The 21444-nt window shown below is 69.6% G+C and carries 18 protein-coding genes and 1 tRNA gene; 14 read left to right on the plus strand and 5 right to left on the minus strand.

What is annotated here, in order from left to right:
• Positions 1–44 precede the first annotated feature (44 nt).
• The 9 genes from HFL01S_RS22885 (at position 45) to HFL01S_RS22925 (ending at position 7632) form a co-directional block, all read left to right on the plus strand.
• Positions 45–638 (plus strand): LemA family protein, encoded by a 594-nt coding sequence (locus tag HFL01S_RS22885; RefSeq protein ID WP_066263225.1) that lies wholly within the window; start codon positions 45–47, stop codon positions 636–638.
• 20 nt (positions 639–658) lie between these two features.
• Positions 659–1642 carry a M48 family metalloprotease gene (locus HFL01S_RS22890; RefSeq protein ID WP_066263227.1) on the plus strand — a complete coding sequence of 328 codons (984 nt, stop codon included), beginning with the start codon at positions 659–661 and terminating at the stop codon, positions 1640–1642.
• 4 nt (positions 1643–1646) lie between these two features.
• On the plus strand, positions 1647–2984 hold the full coding sequence (gene rsmB, locus HFL01S_RS22895) for a 16S rRNA (cytosine(967)-C(5))-methyltransferase RsmB (RefSeq protein ID WP_084383586.1): 1338 nt from the start codon (positions 1647–1649) through the stop codon (positions 2982–2984).
• A 64-nt stretch (positions 2985–3048) separates the two neighbouring features.
• Complete coding sequence (locus HFL01S_RS22900) at positions 3049–3654, plus strand: DUF4390 domain-containing protein (RefSeq protein WP_066263229.1); 606 nt, start codon at positions 3049–3051, stop codon at positions 3652–3654.
• A 13-nt stretch (positions 3655–3667) separates the two neighbouring features.
• On the plus strand, positions 3668–5929 hold the full coding sequence (locus HFL01S_RS22905) for a sensor histidine kinase (RefSeq protein WP_066263285.1): 2262 nt from the start codon (positions 3668–3670) through the stop codon (positions 5927–5929).
• Between the two features lie 30 nt (positions 5930–5959).
• Entirely contained in the window at positions 5960–6652 is a 693-nt protein-coding gene (locus HFL01S_RS22910; RefSeq protein ID WP_066263232.1) for a response regulator, read from the plus strand.
• A gap of 38 nt (positions 6653–6690) precedes the next feature.
• Positions 6691–6766 (plus strand) — tRNA-Phe (locus tag HFL01S_RS22915).
• Positions 6767–6820: 54 nt separating this feature from the next.
• A complete protein-coding gene (locus tag HFL01S_RS22920) occupies positions 6821–7243 on the plus strand; it encodes a YkgJ family cysteine cluster protein (protein ID WP_066263234.1) in 423 nt (140 codons plus the stop codon).
• Positions 7244–7248: 5 nt separating this feature from the next.
• The gene (locus HFL01S_RS22925) at positions 7249–7632 is read left to right on the plus strand and encodes a hypothetical protein (protein ID WP_245644909.1); all 384 of its coding nucleotides are present in this window, start codon (positions 7249–7251) and stop codon (positions 7630–7632) included.
• Between the two features lie 12 nt (positions 7633–7644).
• Here HFL01S_RS22925 and HFL01S_RS22930 read toward each other — a convergent pair whose 3' ends face one another.
• Both HFL01S_RS22930 and HFL01S_RS22935 read right to left on the minus strand, forming a co-directional pair.
• Entirely contained in the window at positions 7645–8082 is a 438-nt protein-coding gene (locus HFL01S_RS22930) for a hypothetical protein (protein ID WP_157539054.1), read from the minus strand.
• Between the two features lie 59 nt (positions 8083–8141).
• Complete coding sequence (locus tag HFL01S_RS22935; protein WP_066263240.1) at positions 8142–10214, minus strand: ATP-dependent helicase; 2073 nt, start codon at positions 10212–10214, stop codon at positions 8142–8144.
• Positions 10215–10326: 112 nt separating this feature from the next.
• On the opposite strand from HFL01S_RS22935, the gene HFL01S_RS22940 reads away from it, so the two are divergent.
• Positions 10327–11289: an AEC family transporter gene (locus HFL01S_RS22940; protein WP_066263242.1), complete on the plus strand. Its 963-nt coding sequence runs from the start codon at positions 10327–10329 to the stop codon at positions 11287–11289.
• Between the two features lie 10 nt (positions 11290–11299).
• Here HFL01S_RS22940 and HFL01S_RS22945 read toward each other — a convergent pair whose 3' ends face one another.
• Together HFL01S_RS22945 and HFL01S_RS25465 are read right to left on the minus strand one after the other, a co-directional pair.
• Positions 11300–12637, minus strand: coding sequence for a phospholipase effector Tle1 domain-containing protein (locus HFL01S_RS22945; protein WP_169802370.1), 1338 nt, complete (start codon positions 12635–12637; stop codon positions 11300–11302).
• 2 nt (positions 12638–12639) lie between these two features.
• Positions 12640–13200: a hypothetical protein gene (locus HFL01S_RS25465; protein ID WP_066263246.1), complete on the minus strand. Its 561-nt coding sequence runs from the start codon at positions 13198–13200 to the stop codon at positions 12640–12642.
• A 326-nt stretch (positions 13201–13526) separates the two neighbouring features.
• On the opposite strand from HFL01S_RS25465, the gene katG reads away from it, so the two are divergent.
• Entirely contained in the window at positions 13527–15743 is a 2217-nt protein-coding gene (gene katG, locus HFL01S_RS22955; RefSeq protein WP_066263251.1) for a catalase/peroxidase HPI, read from the plus strand.
• A 75-nt stretch (positions 15744–15818) separates the two neighbouring features.
• Here katG and HFL01S_RS22960 read toward each other — a convergent pair whose 3' ends face one another.
• Positions 15819–17510, minus strand: a complete 1692-nt coding sequence (locus HFL01S_RS22960; protein ID WP_066263254.1) for an AMP-binding protein — start codon at positions 17508–17510, stop codon at positions 15819–15821.
• 185 nt (positions 17511–17695) lie between these two features.
• On the opposite strand from HFL01S_RS22960, the gene HFL01S_RS22965 reads away from it, so the two are divergent.
• From HFL01S_RS22965 to qhpG, 3 genes are read left to right on the plus strand one after another with little or no spacing between them, the layout of a single operon-like run.
• Positions 17696–19435, plus strand: a complete 1740-nt coding sequence (locus tag HFL01S_RS22965) for an ABC transporter ATP-binding protein (RefSeq protein WP_157539056.1) — start codon at positions 17696–17698, stop codon at positions 19433–19435.
• Positions 19428–20090, plus strand: coding sequence for a subtilisin-like serine protease QhpE (qhpE, locus tag HFL01S_RS22970; RefSeq protein WP_066263255.1), 663 nt, complete (start codon positions 19428–19430; stop codon positions 20088–20090). The genes HFL01S_RS22965 and qhpE overlap by 8 nt, the downstream gene beginning before the upstream one ends.
• Positions 20087–21433 (plus strand): flavin-dependent monooxygenase QhpG, encoded by a 1347-nt coding sequence (qhpG, locus tag HFL01S_RS22975; protein WP_218008665.1) that lies wholly within the window; start codon positions 20087–20089, stop codon positions 21431–21433. Before qhpE ends, qhpG begins: the two co-directional genes overlap by 4 nt.
• Positions 21434–21444 lie beyond the last annotated feature (11 nt).

A 21444-nucleotide genomic window follows, 5' to 3' on the forward strand; every position in this document is an offset into this window, starting at 1 on the left:
CGCCCGCCGGGGTGGTCCCGGCGCCCCAAGAAGGAGCGTTAGAGATGTCGCCTGTGTCATGGATCCTGCTGGCCGTCGCTCTGCTGGTAGTGTTCTGGGCCATCGGGGCCTTCAACCGCCTGACCCGTCTGAAGAACGCGATCGCCAATGCCTTCGGGCAGATCGACGTGCAGCTCAAGCGCCGCTACGACCTGATTCCCAACCTGGTCGAGGTCGCGCGCAAGTACCTGGCCCACGAAGCGCAGACGCTGGAGGCCGTGATCGCGGCCCGCAACCAGGCCCGCAGCGCCGAGCAGTCGGCCGCGGCGAGCCCCCTGAACGCAGGCGCCATCGGCGCGCTGGCCGGGGCGGAGCAGGTGCTCGGTGGTGCGCTCGGGCGACTGATGGCCGTGGCCGAGGCCTACCCCGAACTAAAGGCCGACCAGACCATGCGCGAGCTCAGCGAGGAACTGGCCAGCACCGAGAACCGCATCGGCTTCGCCCGGCAGGCCTACAACGACCATGTGCTGGAGTTCAACGACGCGGCGGCGCAGTTCCCGACCCTGATCATCGCGCGCCTGTTCAACTTCCAGACCCAGTCCATGCTGGCCTCGACCACCAGCGAGGCCGAGCGCCAGCCGGTCAAGGTCTCGTTCTGACCTGACACCGTTTTCGGCACGTGCTGATCTTCGAGTCCCAGCGAGAGGCGCGCGGCCGCACGCTGCAGCTGCTGGGTGCGTTTGTCCTGGCGGTGTTGTTGCTCATCGTGCTGGTCAATGCGGCGCTGGCCCTGGCCTGGGGGCTGACCTGGAGCTTCTGGGTGCCCGGGGCGGGCTACCCACACTACTTCTTCGAGGTCAACACCGCTGTGACCCTGCTGTTCGTGCTGGGCGGCTGGTGGCTGGAAACGTCCCGCCTGTCGCGTGGCGGCCGGATGCTGGCCGAACAGATGGGCGCCCGGCTGGCGCAGTCCAGCGACTTCGCCGAGCAGCGTTTTGCCAACATCGTCGACGAGATGGCGATCTCGTCGGGCATGAAGCGGCCGACGGCGATGGTGCTGGCGCGCGACGAGGGCATCAACGCCTTTGCCGCCGGCTGGGACGAGGACGATGCGGTGGTGGCGGTGACCAGTGGCGCGCTGGAACACCTGAGCCGCGAGGAGCTGCAAGGGCTGGTGGCGCACGAGTTCAGCCACATCCGTGAGGGCGACACCCGCTTGAACATGCGGCTGGTGGGCATGGTGTTCGGGCTGGAGATGCTGTTTCGCATGGGCCAAGACCTGGCCGAACCCGACATCCGCGAGCACCGCACCCTGGCGACCCTGCTCGGACTGGCGCTGATGGGCGCCGGCTGGCTGGGCTGGATGACGGGCCACGCACTGCAGGCGGCGGTCTCACGCCAGCGCGAGTTTCTGGCCGATGCACGCTCGGTGCAATGGACGCGCAGCCGCGATGGCATCGGTGGCGTGCTGCGCAAGGTGATGAGCCAGCAGAACGAGGGTGTGCAGTCGCGTCGCATCGGGTCCATGGTGCAGCACATGCTGCTGGTCGGCACCGAGGAGAGCCGCATGGCACACTGGTTCGACTCCCATCCCTCTCTCGAAGAACGTGTGCGCCGCATTTACGGACGGCGCATGGCGCCTTTGCCCTTGAACCAGGCCTGATCCTTTGAACGACGCTCTTTCTCCGCGCCTGGCGCCCCGCCTGAGCGAGCAGCTGCACGAAGTGGCGCGCTGCGTGCTGGCGGTCGAACAGGGGCGCTCGCTGACCGAGGTCCTGCCCCAGGTGCCACAAGGCCTGCGACCCGGTGTGCAGTCCCTGACCTTCCAGGTGCTCCGCCACCTCGGCACGGCCCGCGCCGTGGCTCGGCTGCTGGCCCGGCGCCCGCCGGCCCCCGCGGCGCTGGCGCTGCTGCACACCGCGCTGGCCCTGCTGATCGGCGACGGGCAGGGCGCCTCCTACCCGCCCCATACCCTGGTCGACCAGGCGGTCGACGCCGCCAAGCGCGGGCGCGACACGCGCATGCAGTCCGGCTTTCTCAACGCCTGCCTGCGGCGCTACCTGCGCGAATCGTCGGCGCTGCTCGCGCAGGCCAGGCAGGACGCGACCGCCCTCTGGAACCACCCGGCCTGGTGGGTCGAGCGCGTGCGGCGCGACCATCCTGCCCACTGGGAGGCCATCCTGGCGGCGAGCAACCAGCCGGGCCCCATGGTGCTGCGCGTGAACCGCCGCCGCGTGACACGCGATGCGTATGCGGCGCAGCTGGCCGAACAGGGGATCGGTGCGGTGCCGCTCGGCGACGACGGGCTGTTGCTGGCCTCGCCGCAACCCGTGGAACGGTTGCCCGGGTTTGAGCAGGGCCTGTGTTCCGTGCAGGACGGCGCGGCCCAGCTGGCGGCTGGTCTGCTGCTGGACGGGCGTGCCTGGAGCCGGGGCGACCGGGTGCTGGATGCCTGCGCGGCACCGGGCGGCAAGACGGCCCATCTGCTGGAGCGCGCCGACCTGGACCTGCTGGCGCTGGACGTCGATCCGCGCCGTTGCGAGCGCATCCACCAGAACCTGCAACGGCTGGGCCTGCAGGCCGAGGTGCGGGCCGCCGACGCCGGGGAGCCCGCGGGCTGGTGGGACGGCCGCCCCTTCGATGCCATCCTGCTGGATGCGCCCTGCACCGCGTCGGGCATCGTGCGCCGCCACCCGGACGTTCGCTGGCTGCGCCGCCCGGGCGACGTCGCGCAACTGGTGGCGATCCAGCGCCGGCTGCTGGACACCCTCTGGCCGCTGCTGAAGCCGGGCGGGCGCCTGGTCTATTGCACCTGTTCGGTCTTTCGCGCCGAGGGGCAGGAACAGGTCGATGCGTTCCTTGAGCGCCACACCGACGCCCTCGCGCTCCCTTCCCCGGGGCATTTGCGACCCGGAACTGTCATCGCCGACGGGCAGTTCAACGACAATGATCCGGGTGGATACGACGGATTTTTCTACGCCCGCATGGACAAGGCGCGGCCTTGATCCCGTGACGCCCGGACCGACGGTCCGGCCGTGGCGACGGGGGTGGACCTGTCTGCTGGCCGGCTTGCTGCTGTGGTGCCTGATGCAGGCGGCGCCGGCCATGGCCCGCGAGCCGGAGGTTCTGCAGAGCACGGTCCAGCGCAGCGCCGATGGTGCCAAGCTGTCGGTGCGGCTGGCCCTGGAAGCCACTCCCCCGGTGGAGGACGCGCTGCTCAAGGGCGTGCCGCTCTATTTCGTCTGGCAGGCCGACGTGGTCCGGGAGCGCTGGTACTGGACCGACAAGCGCATGGGCTCGGCAACCCGCACGGTGCGGCTGGCCTACCAGCCGCTGACCCGGCGCTGGCGGGTCAGCGTCTCCACCGACGGCGCCCCGAATGCCGCCGGCCTGCAGTACGCGCTGCACCAGAACTTCGAGGACCTGAACGAGGCGCTGGCCTCCGTCAGCCGGGTGGCGGGCTGGACGATCGTGGAGCCCGGGCGGCTGGAAGAGGGGGTGGACTACCGCGCCCAGTGGCGTTTCCGGCTGGACCTGTCGCTGCTGCCGCGACCCTTCCAGATCGGCATGGCGAACCAGCCCGAGTGGCTGATCGAGGTGCAGCGGAGTTTCGACCTGCCGACCCGCAACGAGGCCGAGGGCGGGCCCGCCGCTGCCGCGGCAGACAGCCGCTGACCCCGCGGTGGAGGTGAGCCAGGTGAACCGGGACGACCCCAAGCTCGACCCCAAGGCCTCCCGGCGGCGGCGCTGGGCACTGCTGGTGGCGCTGGTGTTCATGGCCGGTCTGGGCCTGGTGCTGATGTTCCTGCTCACGCTGGCCACCCGCAACCGCGCCTTCTACGAACAGAACTTCGGCTGGCTGGCCATGGTGAACGTGGCGGTGGCGGTGCTGCTGGCACTGATCATCGTGTGGCTGGCTGTGCGCCTCTACCTGCGGTTCCGGCTCGGGCGCTTCGGCAGCCGGCTGCTGCTCAAGCTGGCCGCCATCATCGGGCTGGTGGGCGTGTTGCCGGGGGTGCTCATTTACACGGTGTCCTACCAGTTCGTGTCGCGCTCCATCGAAAGCTGGTTCGACGTGCGCGTTGAGTCGGCCCTGGCCGCCGGCCTGAACCTCGGGCGCACCACCCTGGACACCATGAGCGCCGACCTGGGCGACAAAACCCGCATGGTGGCCGAAGAACTGGCACGCCAGCCCCGCTCGTCGGCCCTGCTGGCCATGGAGCGCCTGCGCACGCGGCTGGGGGCCAGCGACATGGTGCTCTGGAGCGCGTCCGGGCAGGCGCTGGCCACGGCGGGTGCGTCCCGCTTCGACTTCACGCCCAACCGGCCGCCGCTGGCGGTGCTGCGCACCGTGCGCGCCAAGCGGGTGGTGGCGCAGGTCGAAGGTCTGGAGGAGCGGGACGCCGGAGACAACGACATCGAGGGGCTGGCGCTTGGCCAGGCCCGCATCAAGGTGCTGGCCCTGGTCAGCGCGCCGGGCTTCGACCTGGACGATGAACCGCGCTACCTGCAGGTGGTGGTGCCTCTGTCCGAGGCCCTGGTCACCGACGCACTGGCGGTCCAGGTGGCCAACCGCGAGTACCAGGAGCGCGCCCTGGGTCGGGAAGGCCTGCGCCGGATGTACATCGGCACCCTGACCCTGGCGCTGTTCCTGTCCGTGTTCGGCGCCGTGCTGCTGGCGGTGGTCCTGGGCAACCAGATGGTGCGGCCGCTGCTGGTGCTGGCCGAGGGCATGCGCGAGGTGGCGCAGGGCGACCTCTCGCCCAAGGCGGCCATGGCCTCGCGCGATGAGCTGGCCGGGCTCACGCGCACCTTCGCCCGCATGACCCAGGAACTGGCCGATGCGCGGGAGACGGTGCAGCGCAGCATGCAGCAGGTGGACGCGGCGCGCGACAACCTGCAGACGATCCTGGACAACCTGACCGCGGGCGTGGCAGTGCTGGACGAGCAGGGGAGGTTGCACAGCGTCAACCCCGGCGCCTCGCGCATCCTGCGCACACCGCTGGCCCTGCACCTCGGCCAGCCGTTGGCAGAAGTGCCGGGCCTTGAGGCCTTCGGTCAAGGCGTGATGCAGCAGTTCGAGCGCTTTCTGTCGGACGACACGCCGCACGGGGGCGGCCACTGGCAGCAGTCGTTTGAACTGGGAGAACACGACCGCCTGCCAGTCGAAGGCAGCATCACCCTGATCGCCCGCGGTGCGCTACTGCCCAACAACGAGCGGCTGCTGGTGTTCGATGACGTCTCCGAAATGGTGTCGGCCCAGCGCGCGCAGGCCTGGGGAGATGTAGCCCGGCGGCTGGCGCACGAAATCAAGAATCCGCTGACGCCGATCCAGCTCTCGGCCGAGCGGCTGGCGATGAAGCTCGAAGGCAAGGTGCAGCCCCCCGAGCAGACCATCCTGAACAAGTCCGTGCGCACCATCGTCGACCAGGTGGACGCGATGAAGCGCCTGGTCAACGAGTTCCGCGACTACGCCCGCCTGCCGGCGGCGCACCTGGCACCCACCGACCTCAACGCCCTGATCAAGGACATCCTGGTGCTCTACGACCACGCGGCGATCCCGGTGCGAACCGAGCTGGCCGAGCAACTGCCACCCGTGATGGCCGACCCGCAGCAGGTGCGCCAGATCGTGCACAACCTGGTCCAGAACGCACAGGACGCCATGGCCGGTCAGACGGACGCCTTCGTGCTGCTGCGCACGCGCCGTTCCGACAGCGGACCCTGGGTTCGGCTGGCGGTGATCGACCAGGGGCCAGGCTTTTCCGAACACATCCTCAAGCGGGCCTTCGAGCCTTACGTGACCACCAAGTCCAAAGGCACCGGACTGGGACTGGCGGTGGTCAAGAAGATCATGGAGGAGCACGGCGGCCGGGTCGACATCGGCAACCGCATGACGGAGGACAAAGTGACAGGGGCGCAAGTGTCGCTATCATTCGCAGTTGCGAATTGACAACATCGAACGAGGGACACTTTCGGGACCATGGCAACTATTCTGGTGGTAGACGACGAGCTGGGCATCCGCGACCTGCTCTCCGAGATCCTCAACGACGAAGGGCACACCGTCGAACTGGCGGAGAACGCCGCCCAGGCGCGCAGTGTGCGCACCCAGCTCAGACCCGATCTCGTGCTGCTGGACATCTGGATGCCCGACACCGACGGCGTGACCCTGCTCAAGGAATGGGCCAGTTCGGGCATGCTGACCATGCCGGTGATCATGATGAGCGGCCACGCCACCATCGACACGGCCGTCGAGGCCACGCGCATCGGCGCCACCGCCTTTCTTGAAAAGCCCATCACGCTGCAGAAGCTGCTCAAGGCGGTGGATGTCGGCCTGAACAAGTCCGTGCACAAGCCAGCGGCCCCGGTGACGCACAAGCCCGGGCTGCAGATGGCACCCGCCGAGCTCACGGTCGAGGCGGCCATGACCGGTGGCACCCTGCCCGAGATGGTGCTGGACATCGGGCCGCAGTCCCAGCAGTCTTTCAACCTCGATGGCCCGCTGCGCGAGGCGCGGGACGAGTTCGAGAAGGCCTATTTCGAATACCACCTGGCCAAGGAGTCCGGTTCGATGACCCGCGTGGCGGAGAAGACCGGCCTGGAGCGCACCCACCTCTACCGCAAGCTCAAGCAGCTGGGCGTGGATCTCGCACGCAGCAAGCGCAACGCGCTCTGATCCCGGGCGCCGAAACTGCTGCTATAATCACAGGCTCCGGCCCGGTAGCTCAGTTGGTAGAGCAGCGGATTGAAAATCCGCGTGTCGATGGTTCGATTCCGTCCCAGGCCACCAAATTCCAGAACGCCCAGCACCCGCTGGGCGTTCTGCTTTGTGGCTGTCTTCCTCATGAGATCCTCGATCCACATCGTTGATGTCGACCGCATCGAGACCTGGACGCGCTACCGCGCCGGGTTGTGCGACAGCTGCGTGGCCAACTGCTGCACCATGCCACTGGAAGTGCGGCTGCCCGATCTGGTACGGCTGGGGCTGGTGGACCCGTTCGAGGTCGAACACGAGGCGCCCAAGCAGATCGCCAAGCGCCTGGAGAAGGCTGGTCTGATCGAACACTTCAACTTCAAACGCGAAGTCTTCACCATCGCGCGGCGTGCCAGCGGCGACTGCCATTTCCTGGATGCGAAGACGCGCCGCTGCACAGTGTACGAGCAGCGGCCGGACACCTGCCGCAAGCACCCGCAGGTGGGGCCGCGGCCGAACCACTGCCCTTACGGAGCCAAGCGCCACGTCGGGTCCCCAGGCCATGACCGCTGAGTTTTTTGCCACGCCTGCTGGGTGACAACCTGCGCGCGCTGGCGGCGGCCCGAAAGCCCGGGCGTTGCCCGGCCTGTGCGCCGCTGGTGGGGGCTGGCTGGGACTCGGTGCCCGCCACCTTCGATCAGTCCCATTTGTGCCGCATCGGCACGCTGCGCGACGGGCAGATCGAAGACCCCACCCTGCTGGAACACCATCCGCGCGGCACGCACACCTGGTCGCCCGACGCACCGATCGCCCCGGCCTTCTTTCCCTACAACCGGTGCGATGTGTGGGTCTGCAGGGCTTGCGCGCGCCCCTTCCTGCGCTACACCGAATACGGCGGCTACTACGAGGACCAGCGCATTCGCGAACTGGGCGCGGATCTGCTGGACGACACCCGGCCCTGAAGGGCCGGCGACTCAGTGTCCCGCGGGCGCCCGCTGCAGCAGGAACTGCATCGCCGGGCCGGCGTCGGGCCTGCCTTCGGCGGGGCGGCGCTGGCCCCGGATGGTCCGGCCGCAGTCCGAGGGCTGGCCGGTCCACACCGCGTCCATGGCACGGCCGTCGGCTGATTCGTCGAGGTTGAACTCGCCGTCGTCGCCCACGTCCCCCGCCACCTCGGCTTCGAGGTCGGCCCCCGGGCTGGAGCGCCGCAGCCGTCCGCGCACGCTGCCGGGGTACTCGGGATGGGGGCCGAACAGCATGGCGCCGGTGGAGGCGGGTGCCGATTCGCTGCCGTCTTCGGGCCAGAGGACCAGGCGCCAGAGACCGTGCAGGTCCTGGGCCCTGAGCTCGGTTGCGGTGGGGCACGTGGCTGCCCGCAGGGGCTGCGGCGACTGGGCGCGGGCGGTGGCCATCAGGCCCACCAGCGCCAGACTGCCCAGCGCCAGGGCGCACGCGGAAGGCGCAGGCCGCCTCACATCGCCTCCGGCTTGGGTGCGGCCGCTGCGCGCTGCGCAAACTCGGCCCGCAGCGCGCGCAGCTTCTCGCGCGGGTCTTCCTTGACCGTGGCCTGGTCCAGCGCCATTTCCTTGATGAAGCGGCTGGGCGTGCCGGGCACGCTCTCGCGGCCTTTCTTGCGCCGCTTCAGCCAGCTCACGGCCAGCGTGCGCTGCGCGCGCGTGATGCCCACGTACATCAGCCGCCGCTCTTCCTGCACCCGCAGCGCCAGCAGCTCGGCGCTGAGGTCGCTGTCGGCGTCGTCGGTCTTGAAGGGCAGCAGACCTTCGTTCACGCCCACCAGCATCACGTGAGGCCACTCCAGACCCTTGGAGGCGTGCAGGGTGGACAGCGTGACCACGTTCTGGTCCTGTTCGCGGTCGGAGAGGGTGGAGATCAACGCGATGGTCTGCACCACTTCGAGCAGGCTCTTGCGCTCGGTTTCGACCTGCAAGCCCGCGCCATCGTCTTCCATCTTGCCGCCGCAGCGCCCCGCGACCCAGTCGATGAAGTCCATCACGTTGGTCCAGCGCGCGGCGGCGATCTTCTCGTTCTCCTCGCTGTCGTACAGGTGCTGTTCGTAGCCGATGTCCTTGAGCCACTGCAGCAGGAAGGCGAGCGCAGCCTCGTGGCCGATGGTGTGGCGGGCGCGGTATTCGAGGTCGTTCACTTGCCGGCCGAACTCGTGCAGTGCGGTGATGGCGCGGCTGTTCACCGCGCTGGGCAGTGAGTGCGAGAACAGCGCCTCGAACAGGCTGAGCTTGTACTGCGTGGCAAAGGTGCCCAGCTGGCCGAGCGTGGTGTGGCCGATGCCGCGCTTGGGCGTGGTGGCCGAGCGCAGGAAGGCTGGGTCGTCGTTGTTGTTGGTGATCAGGCGCAGCCAGGCACAGAGGTCGCGGATCTCGGCCTTGTCGAAAAAGCTCTGCCCGCCCGAGACCTTGTAGGGGATCTGCGCGCGGCGCAGCGCCTGTTCGAACGAGCGCGCCATGTGGTTGGCGCGGTAGAGGATGGCGAAGTCGCGCCACTCCTTGTACTGCGAGTTCGCACGCAGGCTCTGGATGCGCGCCACCGCGCGCTCGGCCTCGTGCTCCTCGTTGTCGGCGTCCACCACGCGCACCGGCTCGCCCTCGCCCAGGTCGCTCCACAGCGTCTTGGGAAACAGCTTGGGGTTGGGGCCGATCACATTGTTGGCCGCGCGCAGGATGGCGCTGGTGGAGCGGTAGTTCTGCTCCAGCTTGATCACGCGCAGCTGCGGGAAATCGATCGGCAGCTTTTTCAGGTTGTCCAGCGTGGCGCCGCGCCAGCCGTAGATGGACTGGTCGTCGTCGCCCACGGCGGTGAAGCGCGCACGCTCGCCCACCAGCAGCTTGAGCAGCTCGTACTGCGTGGCGTTGGTGTCCTGGTACTCGTCCACCAGGACATGGCCCAGCTTCTTCTGCCACTTCTCGCGCACCTCGGCGTGCTCGCCCAGCAGCTTGAGCGGCAGGCGGATCAGGTCGTCGAAGTCCACGCTCTGGTAGGCCGTCAGGCGTTCCTCGTAGCGCGCCATGATGGTCGCGGCCACGCGCTCGTTCTCGTCCTTGGCGCGCTTGAGGGCGTCGGCGGCGGTCATGCCCTCGCCCTTCCAGCTGCTGATGGTCCACTGCCAGGCGCGCGCGGTGTTGGCGTCGGTGGTGCCGCCACAGTCCTTGAGCAGGCTGGTGATGTCGTCGGTGTCGAGGATGGAGAACTGCGGCTTGAGACCCAGCACCTGACCGTCCTCGCGCAGCAGGCGCACGCCCAGCGCGTGGAAGGTGCAGATCAGCACCTTGCGCGCGTCGCGCCCCACCAGGTGGCCAGCGCGCTCGCGCATTTCGGCGGCGGCCTTGTTGGTGAAGGTGATGGCCGCGATACGGTCGGCCGCCAGCCCGGCCTGGATCAGGCGGCCGATCTTGTGCGTGATCACCCGCGTCTTGCCCGAACCGGCGCCCGCCAGCACCAGACTGGGGCCGCCCAGGTGGTTCACAGCGTCGAGCTGGGCAAGGTTGAGGCCGGGGCCGGGGGAGGACATGGGGCGGGAGGGGGCAGGGCGGAGCGGCGAATGATACCGGCGGGGTGTCGGCCGCGCCGGCGCGACACCCGTTGCGCAGGCCCAAACGTGCACCCTGAGACAATCGCCCCCTGTGCTCAACATCCTGATCGTCACCTTCCCCTTCTTCGCGCTCGTGGCTGCGGGCTTTGTCGCCGCCCACCGGCGCATGCTGCCACTGGAGGCGATTCCGGGGCTAAATGGCTTTGTGCTGTACTTCGCGCTGCCCTGCATGCTCTACCGCTTCGGCTCGACCACGCCGATCGCGCAGCTGCTGGACGCGACCGTGGCGGGTGTCTACCTGCTCTGTGCCCTGGTGATGGTGGCGTTTGCCATCGTCTGGACCATGGACCGCCGCATCCGCTGGAACGACGCCTCGCTGGGTGCGCTGGTGGCGGCGTTTCCCAATTCGGGTTTCATGGGTGTGCCGCTGCTGGTGGCGCTGCTCGGACCCGCGGCGGCGGGGCCAGCCATCCTGACCATGCTGGTGGACATGGTGGTCACCAGCTCGCTGTGCGTGGCGCTCTCGCGCCTGGACGAGGGCGAAGGCCACGGGCGCGAGGCCATGATCGATGCGGGCAAGAAGGCGCTCAAGGGTGTGGCCGCGAACCCCATGCCCTGGGCCATCCTGCTCGGTGCCCTGGCTTCCTATCTGCAGTTCCGCCTGCCCGGCCCGGTCGAGAAGACCGCCTGGCTGCTGGCCGACGCGGCGTCACCCGTGGCGCTGTTCACCATCGGCGCGGTGCTGGCGCGTTCGCAGATCCAGTCCAGCCACCCGATGCCGGTGAGCGACTATCTGCCGGTGGCGGTCATGAAGCTGCTGCTGCACCCGCTGCTGGTGCTGGCGGTGGGCTTGGCGGTGCGGCAACTGGGCGTGCCGCTGGACGGCTTCGCGCTCACGGTCATCGTGCTGGTGGCCGCGCTGCCGAGCGCCAGCAACGTCTCGCTGCTGGCCGAGCGGCTGGGCGCAGACAACGGGCGCATCGCCCGCATCATCCTGGTGACCACCGTCGCCGCGTTCATCACCTTCTCGGGCGCGGTGTCGCTGCTGACCTGAGCCGGCGGTCTCAGCGCGTCAAGGCCGGTTCGGTCTGGACGGGCGCGGCGCGCTCGGGTTGAGCGGCCGGTGTGGCCTGCGCCTGCTGCAGGTCCTGCACCCGGTCCAGGTGGGCGGTGGTGCTGCTCTGGAGCGCCTCGTTCACACGGACCTCGTTGAAGCGCCCGTTCTGGTGCTGCACCGCCACCTGTTCGCCGTTCTTGCTGAGCAGGTAGCGCTGCGGATTGCCCCAGTCCGGGTGCTCGGCCGCCTTGGCCACGCAGGCGGCGCTGACCTGCAGGCACTGCTCGCCGTCCAGCCCGCGCGCTTTCAGGCCGGGCGCCAGCTCGGTGTAGGACTGGCGCAGCTGCGCCTTGGTCTGCTCGGACATGAGGGGTTTGACCGTGATGCGGGGCCTGGTCTCGTCGTCCAGCGGCCAGCGCGGCTGCTTGTTGCCGTTTTCGTCGGTGAGCACATCGCCATTGCGTGCGGTCTGGTAGTTCTCCGTCCGGATCATGGCGCGCTCATTGGGGTTGTGGCGCTGCTCGGGCGGCACGTCGGCCAGCGGCACGCCGCGGCGCTGGAAGTAGGCCGTCACACCTTCGTGCACGTTGGCCGCCGTGCCGTCGCGGTCGTAGCCGCCGCCCACGCCGACGTGGTTGCCCGGATGTTTCACCGTGGTCACACGCGGGTCGTCGCTGTAGTCCACGGGCCGGAACCAGCTGCGGTTCTCGTGCTCGGCCTGCACCACCAGCACCTGGCCCTTGACGTTGGCCGGGATGCCCGTTTCGCCCTGGACGCCGGTGGCCACCGGGTCCATCAGCGCCATGCCGGTGATGGGGACACTGCCGGGCGGGGCGATGACGGTGCCGTCGGGCGCGACCAGGCCGCGGTCGTTGACCAGCTGGGAAAAGCGCACGGCGGCGGCGCAGCCTCGGCTGAAGCCGGTGACGGAGGCGCCTAGGTCGGCGGGGGTGGCGCCGGGGTGGGTGGAGAGGTACTCGTTGGACGACTTCACGAAGTCACGGTAAGCCTTTTCGGCGGCGGCATCGATGGCGGGCGTGGGGTTCGGGCCGGCGTTGACGATGTTGCCTTGGTCGCCGCCGGTGCCGACGCCGGGGTAGTACCTTGTTTGAAGCGTGTCCGACGCTGCGCTTTCTGCCTGTTTGAACAGATTTCCAACGTTGGTAGGGTGAGGGTCCCCAGACAGTTCCAGTTTGTCTTTGTGGTTGTTCGTACCGTCAAAGGTCGCGAAGAAGCTGAAGCGGCTGGTGGTTCCGCCTTTGCCCGCTTCTTCCATGGCTGCGCGGGCGGACGGCAAGCCTGCCATCTCTTCATCGTTCAGAGGACGCACAAGTGACGTACCCATGGCTATTTCCCCCCCGCTTTTTCGATGGTCGGGAAGATCTCGTAAGTCACGTTGTATTTGGAGTGCCAGGTGCGATGGGTGGCGGTCTTGCCCCAAGGCTTTTGTGCCACGGGCGTCATCACATACACATAGAGTCGACGCCCATCGATCACAAAAGTGAGTTCGTGGTCGGTCATGTCCTTGGGCAGCCGGTCCCGCAAATCGACCTGCTCTTCGAAAACCTCGCCTGTGGCCTTGAGGCGCCATTTGACGCGAAGAAATTCACCGACCGGCATGGGACCGTTGACACCTGTGGTTGGTGGCAGCCCCTGCTTGCCCGCGTACAAGGATGAGCTGGGCTTTGCCAGGTCTTCGCGAACCATGTGGTACTGGTCGCCATAGGCGTAAGCCAGCAGATCGACCGACTCGGCCCATCCATCTTTCTGTCCGTCAAAACTGAACGCGTGCGGCACCACCGTTGACACCACCTTCGGCCCCGTCGCACAGCCAGCCATCATCACCAACAGGCTCAGCGCCAGCCAATGCCGCCACAGGCGACCCAGCACAGTGTGAATCGTCATCATCTTTTTTCCTCCCCAGGTTGATTGCACTCAGGCGCGCATTGGAGCACGACCGGGCGCTCGGCTTCCATCCCCCTTGCAGGTCTTGTCAGGCCGGCGTGTTGCGCCGCCGCATTGGGAATTGCTATGAAATTGATGGAAGCAATTGAATCGACTTCTTGATAGTGAACTTCTAAAGTCTGGGCTCCTCAACCCAACACCGGAGCCTGTCATGAAGCCGTCCTCATCGTCCCCCACCGTTCACAGCGACTGGATCGAGGTGCTGGCGGCCCTGGCTGCTGCACACTGAGTCCCGTTTCCGGCCCCGTCCCACACCACAGGAGATCTCCATGAGCCAACCGTCCTCTGAAGCCAAGTGTCCCTTCCACGCCGCCGGCGGCGCCCGGGCCACGCACGGTGCCCAGTCCAACGCCGACTGGTGGCCCAACCAGCTGAACCTGTCCATCCTGCACCAGCACCAGCAGGTGTCCAATCCGATGGACCCGGATTTCGACTACGCCGAAGCGTTCAAGAAGCTGGACTTCAAGGCCCTGAAGAAAGACCTGGCCGACCTGATGACCCAGAGCCAGGACTGGTGGCCGGCCGACTACGGCCACTACGGCGGCCTGATGATCCGCCTGGCCTGGCACGCCGCCGGCACCTACCGCACGGCCGACGGCCGCGGCGGTGCCAACACCGGCAACCAGCGCTTCGCGCCGCTGAACTCCTGGCCCGACAACGGCAACCTCGACAAGGGCCGCCGCCTGCTCTGGCCGATCAAGCAGAAGTACGGCAACGCCATCTCCTGGGCCGACCTGTTCATCCTGGCCGGCAACGTGGCCATGGAGACCATGGGCTTCAAGACCTTCGGCTTCGCCGGCGGCCGCCCGGACATCTGGGCACCGGAAGAAGACATCTACTGGGGCGCTGAAAAAGAGTGGCTGGCCACCAGCGACAAGCCCCACAGCCGCTACAGCGGCGAGCGCGACCTGGAGAACCCGCTGGCCGCCGTGCAGATGGGCCTGATCTACGTGAACCCGCAGGGCCCGGACGGCAAGCCCGACCCGGTGGCCTCGGGGCGCGACGTGCGCGAGACCTTCGCCCGCATGGCCATGGACGACTACGAGACCGTGGCCCTGGTGGCCGGCGGCCACACCTTCGGCAAGATGCACGGCGCCGGTGACGCGGCCCTGGTCGGTCCCGAGCCCGAGGCCGGGCCGATGGAAGACATGGGCTTCGGCTGGATCAACAAGCACGGCACCGGCAAGGGCGGCGACACCACCACCAGCGGCTTCGAAGGCGCCTGGAAGCCCAACCCGACGAAATGGGACATGGGCTACCTCAAGGTGCTGTTCAAGTACGACTACGAGCAGATGACCACCGCGGCCGGCGCGATCCAGTGGCGCGCCAAGAACGTCGACGCCGAGGACATGATCGTGGACGCCCACGACCCCGGCAAGAAGCACCCGCCGCACATGACCACGGCCGACCTCTCGCTCAAGTTCGACCCGGCCTACGAGAAGATCGCCCGCCACTTCCTCAACCACCCGGACGAGTTCGCCGACGCCTACGCCCGCGCCTGGTTCAAGCTGACCCACCGCGACATGGGCCCGAAGGCCCGCTACCTCGGCCCCGAAGTGCCGGCCGAAGACCTGATCTGGCAGGACCCGGTGCCCGCAGTGGACCACCCGCTGATCGACGCCGCCGACGCGAAAGAGCTCAAGGCCCGCGTGCTGGCCAGCGGCCTCTCCGTGAGCGAGCTGGTCTCCACCGCCTGGGCCTCGGCCTCCACCTACCGCGGCTCCGACATGCGCGGTGGCGCCAACGGTGCCCGCATCCGCCTGGCGCCGCAAAAGGACTGGGAGGCCAACCAGCCGGCCCAGCTGGCCAAGGTGCTGGCGGTGCTGGAAGAGATCCGGCGCGGCTTCAACACCGGCGCCACGGGCGGCAAGAAGGTCTCGCTGGCCGACCTCATCGTGCTGGCCGGCAACGCGGGTGTGGAGTCGGCGGCCAAGGCTGCGGGCCATACGGTCGAGGTGCCTTTCACCCCCGGCCGCACCGACGCGACTGCCGAGCAGACCGACGCCGAGTCCTTCGCGGTGCTGGAACCGGTGGCCGACGGCTTCCGCAACTACCGCAAGCAGGCGTTCCGCGTCTCGCCCGAGGAGATGCTGCTCGACAAGGCGCAGCTGCTCACGCTCAGCGCCCCGGAAATGACGGTGCTGGTCGGCGGCCTGCGCGTGCTCGGCGCCAACCACGGCGGTTCGAAGCACGGCGTGTTCACCCAGCGGGCCGGCCAGCTGACGAACGACTTCTTCGTCAACCTGGTGGACATGTCCACCGCCTGGAAGCCGAGCGGTGACAACGCCTACGAGGGCCGCGATCGCAAGACCGGCGCCGTGAAGTGGACCGCCACCCGCGTCGACCTGGCCTTTGGCTCCAACTCGCAACTGCGTGCCATCGCCGAGGTCTACGCGCAGAGCGACAACGGCGGCAAGTTCGTGCGCGACTTCGTGGCCGCGTGGAACAAGGTGATGAACCTGGACCGCTTCGACCTGAAGAAGTAAGACTCCGAACGGGCGCGTGTGCTGCCCGGGCCCCCGGTGTCCGCCCAGGACCCCGGGGGCATTTTTTTGGGTGGATCAGTCCTTGAGCTCGGGGAAGTCGCGGTCGAAGAACTCGTCCGGCAGGCGCTCGTCCACGCCGCGAGCCTGTTCAGCGCGGCGCAGCTCGACGCGGCGGATCTTGCCCGAGATGGTTTTGGGCAGGTCGGCGAAGGACAGGCGGCGGATGCGCTTGTACGGCGCCAGCCGCTCGCGGGTGAAGGCGAAGATGTCGCGCGCCAGCTCGGGGCTGGGCTGCTGGCCGCCGACCAGGACCACCACCGCCTTGGGCACCGACAGGCGCACCGGGTCGGGGCTGGGCACCACCGCCGCTTCGGCCACCGCCGGGTGCTCGATCAGCACGCTCTCCAGCTCGAAGGGGCTGATGCGGTAGTCGGAGGACTTGAACACATCGTCGGCGCGACCGACGTAGGTGATGTAGCCCTCGTCGTCGACGCTGGCGACATCGCCGGTGCGGTAGTGGCCGGCGCGGGTGGCCTCGGCGGTCTTGCCGGCATCACCGGCGTAGCCAACCATCAGGCCCAGGGGCCGCTGCTCACCCAGCACCAGCGCCACCTCGCCCTCGCGCGCGGGCCGGTCGTCGACGTCCAGCAGCGCCACGGTGTAGCCCGGCAGCGGGCGGCCCATGGAGCCGGGCTTGACCGGCTGGCCGGGCGGGTTGCCGATCTGCGCCGTCGTCTCGGTCTGGCCGAAGCCGTCGCGGATGGTGATGCCCCAGGCCTTCTGCACCTGGTCGATCACCTCCGGGTTCAGCGGCTCGCCGGCGCCGATCAGCTCGCGCAGCCGGGTCTTGACCGCGGCCAGGTCCTGCTGGATCAGCATGCGCCACACCGTCGGCGGCGCGCACAGCGTGGTCACCTCGTACTTCACCAGCACATCGAGCAGGGCTGCGGCGTTGAAGCGGCTGTAGTTGTAGAGGAACACGCAGGCGCCCGCGTTCCAGGGCGCGAAGAAGCAGCTCCAGGCGTGCTTGGCCCAGCCCGGCGACGAGATGTTCATGTGGCGGTCGTGGGGCTGCAGGCCGATCCAGTACATCGTGGACAGGTGGCCGACCGGGTAGGACTGGTGGGTGTGCAGCACCAGCTTGGGCTTGGAGGTGGTGCCCGAGGTGAAGTACAGCAGCAGCGGGTCGTCGACGTGCGTCGCGCCGTCCGGGGTGAAGCGGTCGGACGCCGCCGCCGCGTCCTCGAAGGCCTTCCAGCCCGCGGGGGCGCCGCCCACGGCGATGCGGCCGAAGCCGCCCGGCAGCGGGTCGAACTTGGCGGTGTGGGCCGCGCCGACCACGACGTGCCGGACCTGGCCGCGCTCCAGCCGGTCCAGCAGGTCGTCCGGCGTCAGCAGCGTGGTCGCCGGGATCACCACCGCGCCCAGCTTGAACGCGGCGAGCATGGTCTCCCACAGCGGCACCTCGTTGCCCAGCATGAGGAGGATGCGGTCGCCGCGCCGCACCCCCTGTTCGCGCAGCCAGTTGGCCACGCGGCTGGATCGCGCCGAGAGCTCGGCGAAGCTCAGCCGGGCCTCGCGGCCGTCTTCCTCGACGATCCAGAGCGCGGGCTGGTGATTGCCCTCGGCCATGGCGTCGAAGTAGTCCAGTGCCCAGTTGAAGTGCTCCATGCGTGGCCAGCGGAAGCCCTGGTACGCGGTGGCGTAGTCGCTGCGGTGCTGCAGCAGGAAGTCGCGTGCGGCCAGAAAGTCGCGGACAGCGCTCATGGTGTTGTCTCCTGTTTTTGGTGCTGGACGGCCGAAGGACATTGTCATCCCGGAACTTCGGCTGGCGCGTCACCTTGGCCGACAAGCCGCGCGCTGCGGTAGCCACTTTTGGCAATCGTGGCGGCCTGCGGCCCGCCCGCCACACGCACCTTGGGGCCGTGGCGCTCCTGTGCCACCATGCCCGCATGTTCGGCCTGCTCGTTCCCTTGCTGGCTCGGCGGCGCCCGGAGGGCGAGCGCCGGCACTGGGCGTGGCTGCTCGGTTTCGTGCGGCCGCGCGCGCGCGCCATGGCGAGCGTGATGGCGCTTTCGGTCATCGCCTCGGCCCTGGTGCTGCTGCAGCCGCTGCTGGTCAAGCGGCTGATCGACGACGGCCTGATCGCGCGCAGCCACGAGGTGCTCTGGACCACCGCGCTCTTCATGCTGCTGGCCGGGCTGGCGGCCACGCTGCTGGCCGGCCTCAACCGCTACCTGCACACGAAGCTCTCGGCCGCGGTGCTGTTCGACCTGCGGCACGACCTGTTCGCGCACCTGCAGCGGCTCTCACCGTCGTTCTGGGCGCGGCGCCGCACGGGGGACGTGATGTCGCGGCTGGACGGCGACATGGCCGAGATCCAGCGCTTCGCGGTCGACAGCCTGTTCGCCGTGTTGTCCAACCTGCTGGGGCTGGTGGGCGCGGTGGGCTGGATGCTCTGGCTGTCGTGGGAACTGACCCTGCTGGTGGCGCTGCTGCTGCCGCTGGAGTGGTGGTGGCTGCGGCGCATGCGCCCGCGCGTGGCGGACGGCACACGCGCACTGCGCGAGCGCTCGGGCGATGTGTCCAGCTTCTTCGTCGAGGTGCTGCCGGCGCTCAAGTTCGTGCAGGCCAGCCGGCAGGAGGCGCGCGAGGCGCAGCGGCTGGACGGGCTGCACGCGGGTTACCTGTCGTCGCTGCTGCGGCTGCAGATCATCGAGTTCGCCACCCACGCCGTGCCCGGCCAGCTCACCGCCTGGACGCGCGCGCTGGCATTCCTGATCGGCGGCGCCTGGGTCATCGACGGCCAGTGGGCGCTGGGCTCGCTGGTCGCGTTCTCGACCTACCTGGGCATGGCCAGCGGGCCGGTCAACAGCCTGCTGGGCTGGTACGTGGGGCTGCAGAAGGTGCGCGTGAGCCTGGAGCGCGTGGCCGAGCTGCGCGACGAGCCGGTGGCCGTGAGCGACCCGGCCGAGCCGCGGGCGCTGCCGTCGCCGCTGCGGGGCGAGCTGCGGCTGGAGGCGGTGGTGTTCGCGCACGCGGGTGGCGGCGAGCCGGTGCTGACCGGCGCGAGCGCGCTGATCCCGGCCGGAGCCTGCGTGGCCCTGACCGGCGCCTCGGGCGCAGGCAAGAGCACGCTGATCGACCTGCTGCTGCGCCACCACGACCCGCAGGCCGGCGCGGTCCTGCTCGACGGCATCGACCTGCGCCAGCTGGCATTGGCAGACCTGCGCCGCGCGGTGGCGGTGGTGAGCCAGGACATCGTGCTGTTCCGCGCGCCGCTGCTGGAAAACCTGCGCTACGCCTGCCCGAACGCCGACGACGCGGCGGTGGCGCAGGCGGCGCAGCGCGCGGGGCTGGGCGAGTGGATCGCCGCGCTGCCGGAGGGGTTGCACACCACGGTCGGCGAGCGCGGCCAGACGCTCTCGGGCGGCCAGCGCCAGCGCATCGCCATCGCGCGCGCGCTGCTGCAGGACCCTGCCGTGCTGGTGCTGGACGAGGCCACCTCTGCCGTGGACGAGGCCATGGAGGCGCAGATCCTGGCGCAGATCGACACTTGCTTTGCCGGCCGCACGCGGCTGATCGTCAGCCACCGGCCCAGCGCCTGGGCAGGCTGTTCGATGCGGCTGCACCTGGCCGGCGGGCGCATCGAAGTGCAGACGCAGGTGGGCGCGGAGGGTGCGCATGGCTGAACCGGTGCGGGTCGGCGTGGTCGACAGCGGCTGGCCGCTGGCGCTGCAGGACCGGGTGCTCGCGGCGCGCAGCTTCGTGGCCGGCGGTGGCAACGCGCAGGACCGCCTGGGCCACGGCACGCGCACCCTGCAGGCGATGGCCGCACAAGCGCCCGACGCCCGCTTCGTGGTCGCGCAGGTGTTCGGCGAGGCGCTGCGCACCGACATGGGCACGGTGGCGCGCGCGGTGGACTGGCTGGTGGGCGAGGGCGTTGCGCTCATCAACCTCAGCCTGGGCGTGCAGCAGGATTACCCGGCCTTGCGCACCGCCTGCGAGCGCGCCGTGGCGAGTGGCTGTTTGCTGGTCGCGTCCACGCCCGCACGCGGCGGGCCGGTGTTCCCGGCCGCCTACCCGGGCGCGATCCGCGCCATGGGCGATGCGCGCTGCGCAGCCGGCCAGCACTCGGCACTGGGGCTGCCCCACGCCGACTTCGGCGCCTGCGTGCTGCCGCCCGATGGCGACCGGGCCCACGCCGGCGCGAGCCTGGGCTGCGCGCACCTGAGCGGGCGCGTGGCCGCGCTGCTGGCGGCGGGTGTAGCGCCCACGCGCGATGCGGTCTGGCAGGCGCTGGTCGATAGTGCCGCCTTCCACGGCCCTGAGCGGAGAACGCGGTGACGCGGATCGAACGCGGCATCGTGGTGCTGGGCGCCGGCCCGGCCGGTGCGGCCGTGGCGCTGGGCCTGCGGCGGCTGGGCCATGCTGTGACAGTGGTCGGCGTGCCGCGCGCCTTCGACGCCATCGAGGGCGTGTCCGAGCGCGTGGTGGCGGGGCTGAGCGGTGTCGGCATCGAAGCGGCGCTGGCGGCCATCGCCGAACCGTCGCCGCGCCTTGCCACCTGGGCCGGCCAGACCACCGCGCTCAACAGCGAACGCCTGGTCGACCGCGCCGCCTTCGACCGGCTTTTGTGGCAGGAGCAGCAAGACCACGGCGTCGAGTGCCTGGCCGCGCGCGTGATGCGCTGGACGCCTGGCGAGCACGGTGACCAAGGCCACACGCTGCAGGTCCAGCGTCCCGGCGATGCGCAGTCGCAGACCCTGCGCGCGCGTTTCGTGGTCGAGGCGCGCGGCCGGCTCGCGCCGCACCCGCCGCAGGGCGTCGTCCGCGGGCCCGAGACCGTGGCCCTGCTCTGGCGCGGCCAGGGCGCGGCGGGTGGCGAGGCGGGCTCGGCGGTGGAAAGCCTGCCAGGCGGCTGGGCCTGGTGTGCGCGGCTGCCCACGGGCGCCGTCGCGCTGCAGCTCACGGTCGATCCGTCGGCGGTGGAGCTGCCGCCGCGCGTACAACTCGGGGCCTTCATCCGAGAACGGCTGGCAGCGGTCGACGCGGCCTTGCCATTTCTGGATACCGCGGCAGCCGAGGTGCACGCGCTGGCGCGCACCAGCGGCGCCGTGCTTGCGCCCGAGGTGTGTGCGGAGAACTGGCTGCGCGTGGGAGACGCGGCCATGGCGGCCGACCCGCTCTCGGGCAACGGCATCTTCCAGTCGCTCTCGTCCGCGCTGCAGGCGCCGATGGTGGTGCACACCCTGCTGAACCACCCGGCCGACGCGCCGCACGCGCGGCGTTTCCACACCGAGCGGGTGCAGGGCCTGTTCCATCGCTTCGCGCGCATCGGCCGCGACTTCTACGCGCAGGAGGCGCGCTGGGCCGGCGAGCCATTCTGGGCCGCACGCCGCGCCTGGCCCGACGCGCTGCCGGCGCATGGGGCGGCGGGCCACGTGCCACCGCACATCGAAGAACGGCCGGTGGTCGACCGCGACCGCATCCGCCTGGCCGAGGTGCTGGTCACCACGGACCAGCCGCTGGGCATCTGGCATGTGGACGGGGTCGAGGTGGCGCCGCTGTGGCGCGCCGCGCAGGCCGCGCCGGGGCGCGAAGTGGAGGCGCTGGCGCCGCTGCTGGGTGGCTCGGTGCCGCGGGCGCAGGCTGCGCTGCGCTGGTTGCGCGCGCAAGGCGGGCTGTAGGGGCCGCGACC

Source organism: Hydrogenophaga flava NBRC 102514 (genome assembly GCF_001571145.1).
GTDB lineage: Bacteria > Pseudomonadota > Gammaproteobacteria > Burkholderiales > Burkholderiaceae_C > Hydrogenophaga > Hydrogenophaga flava.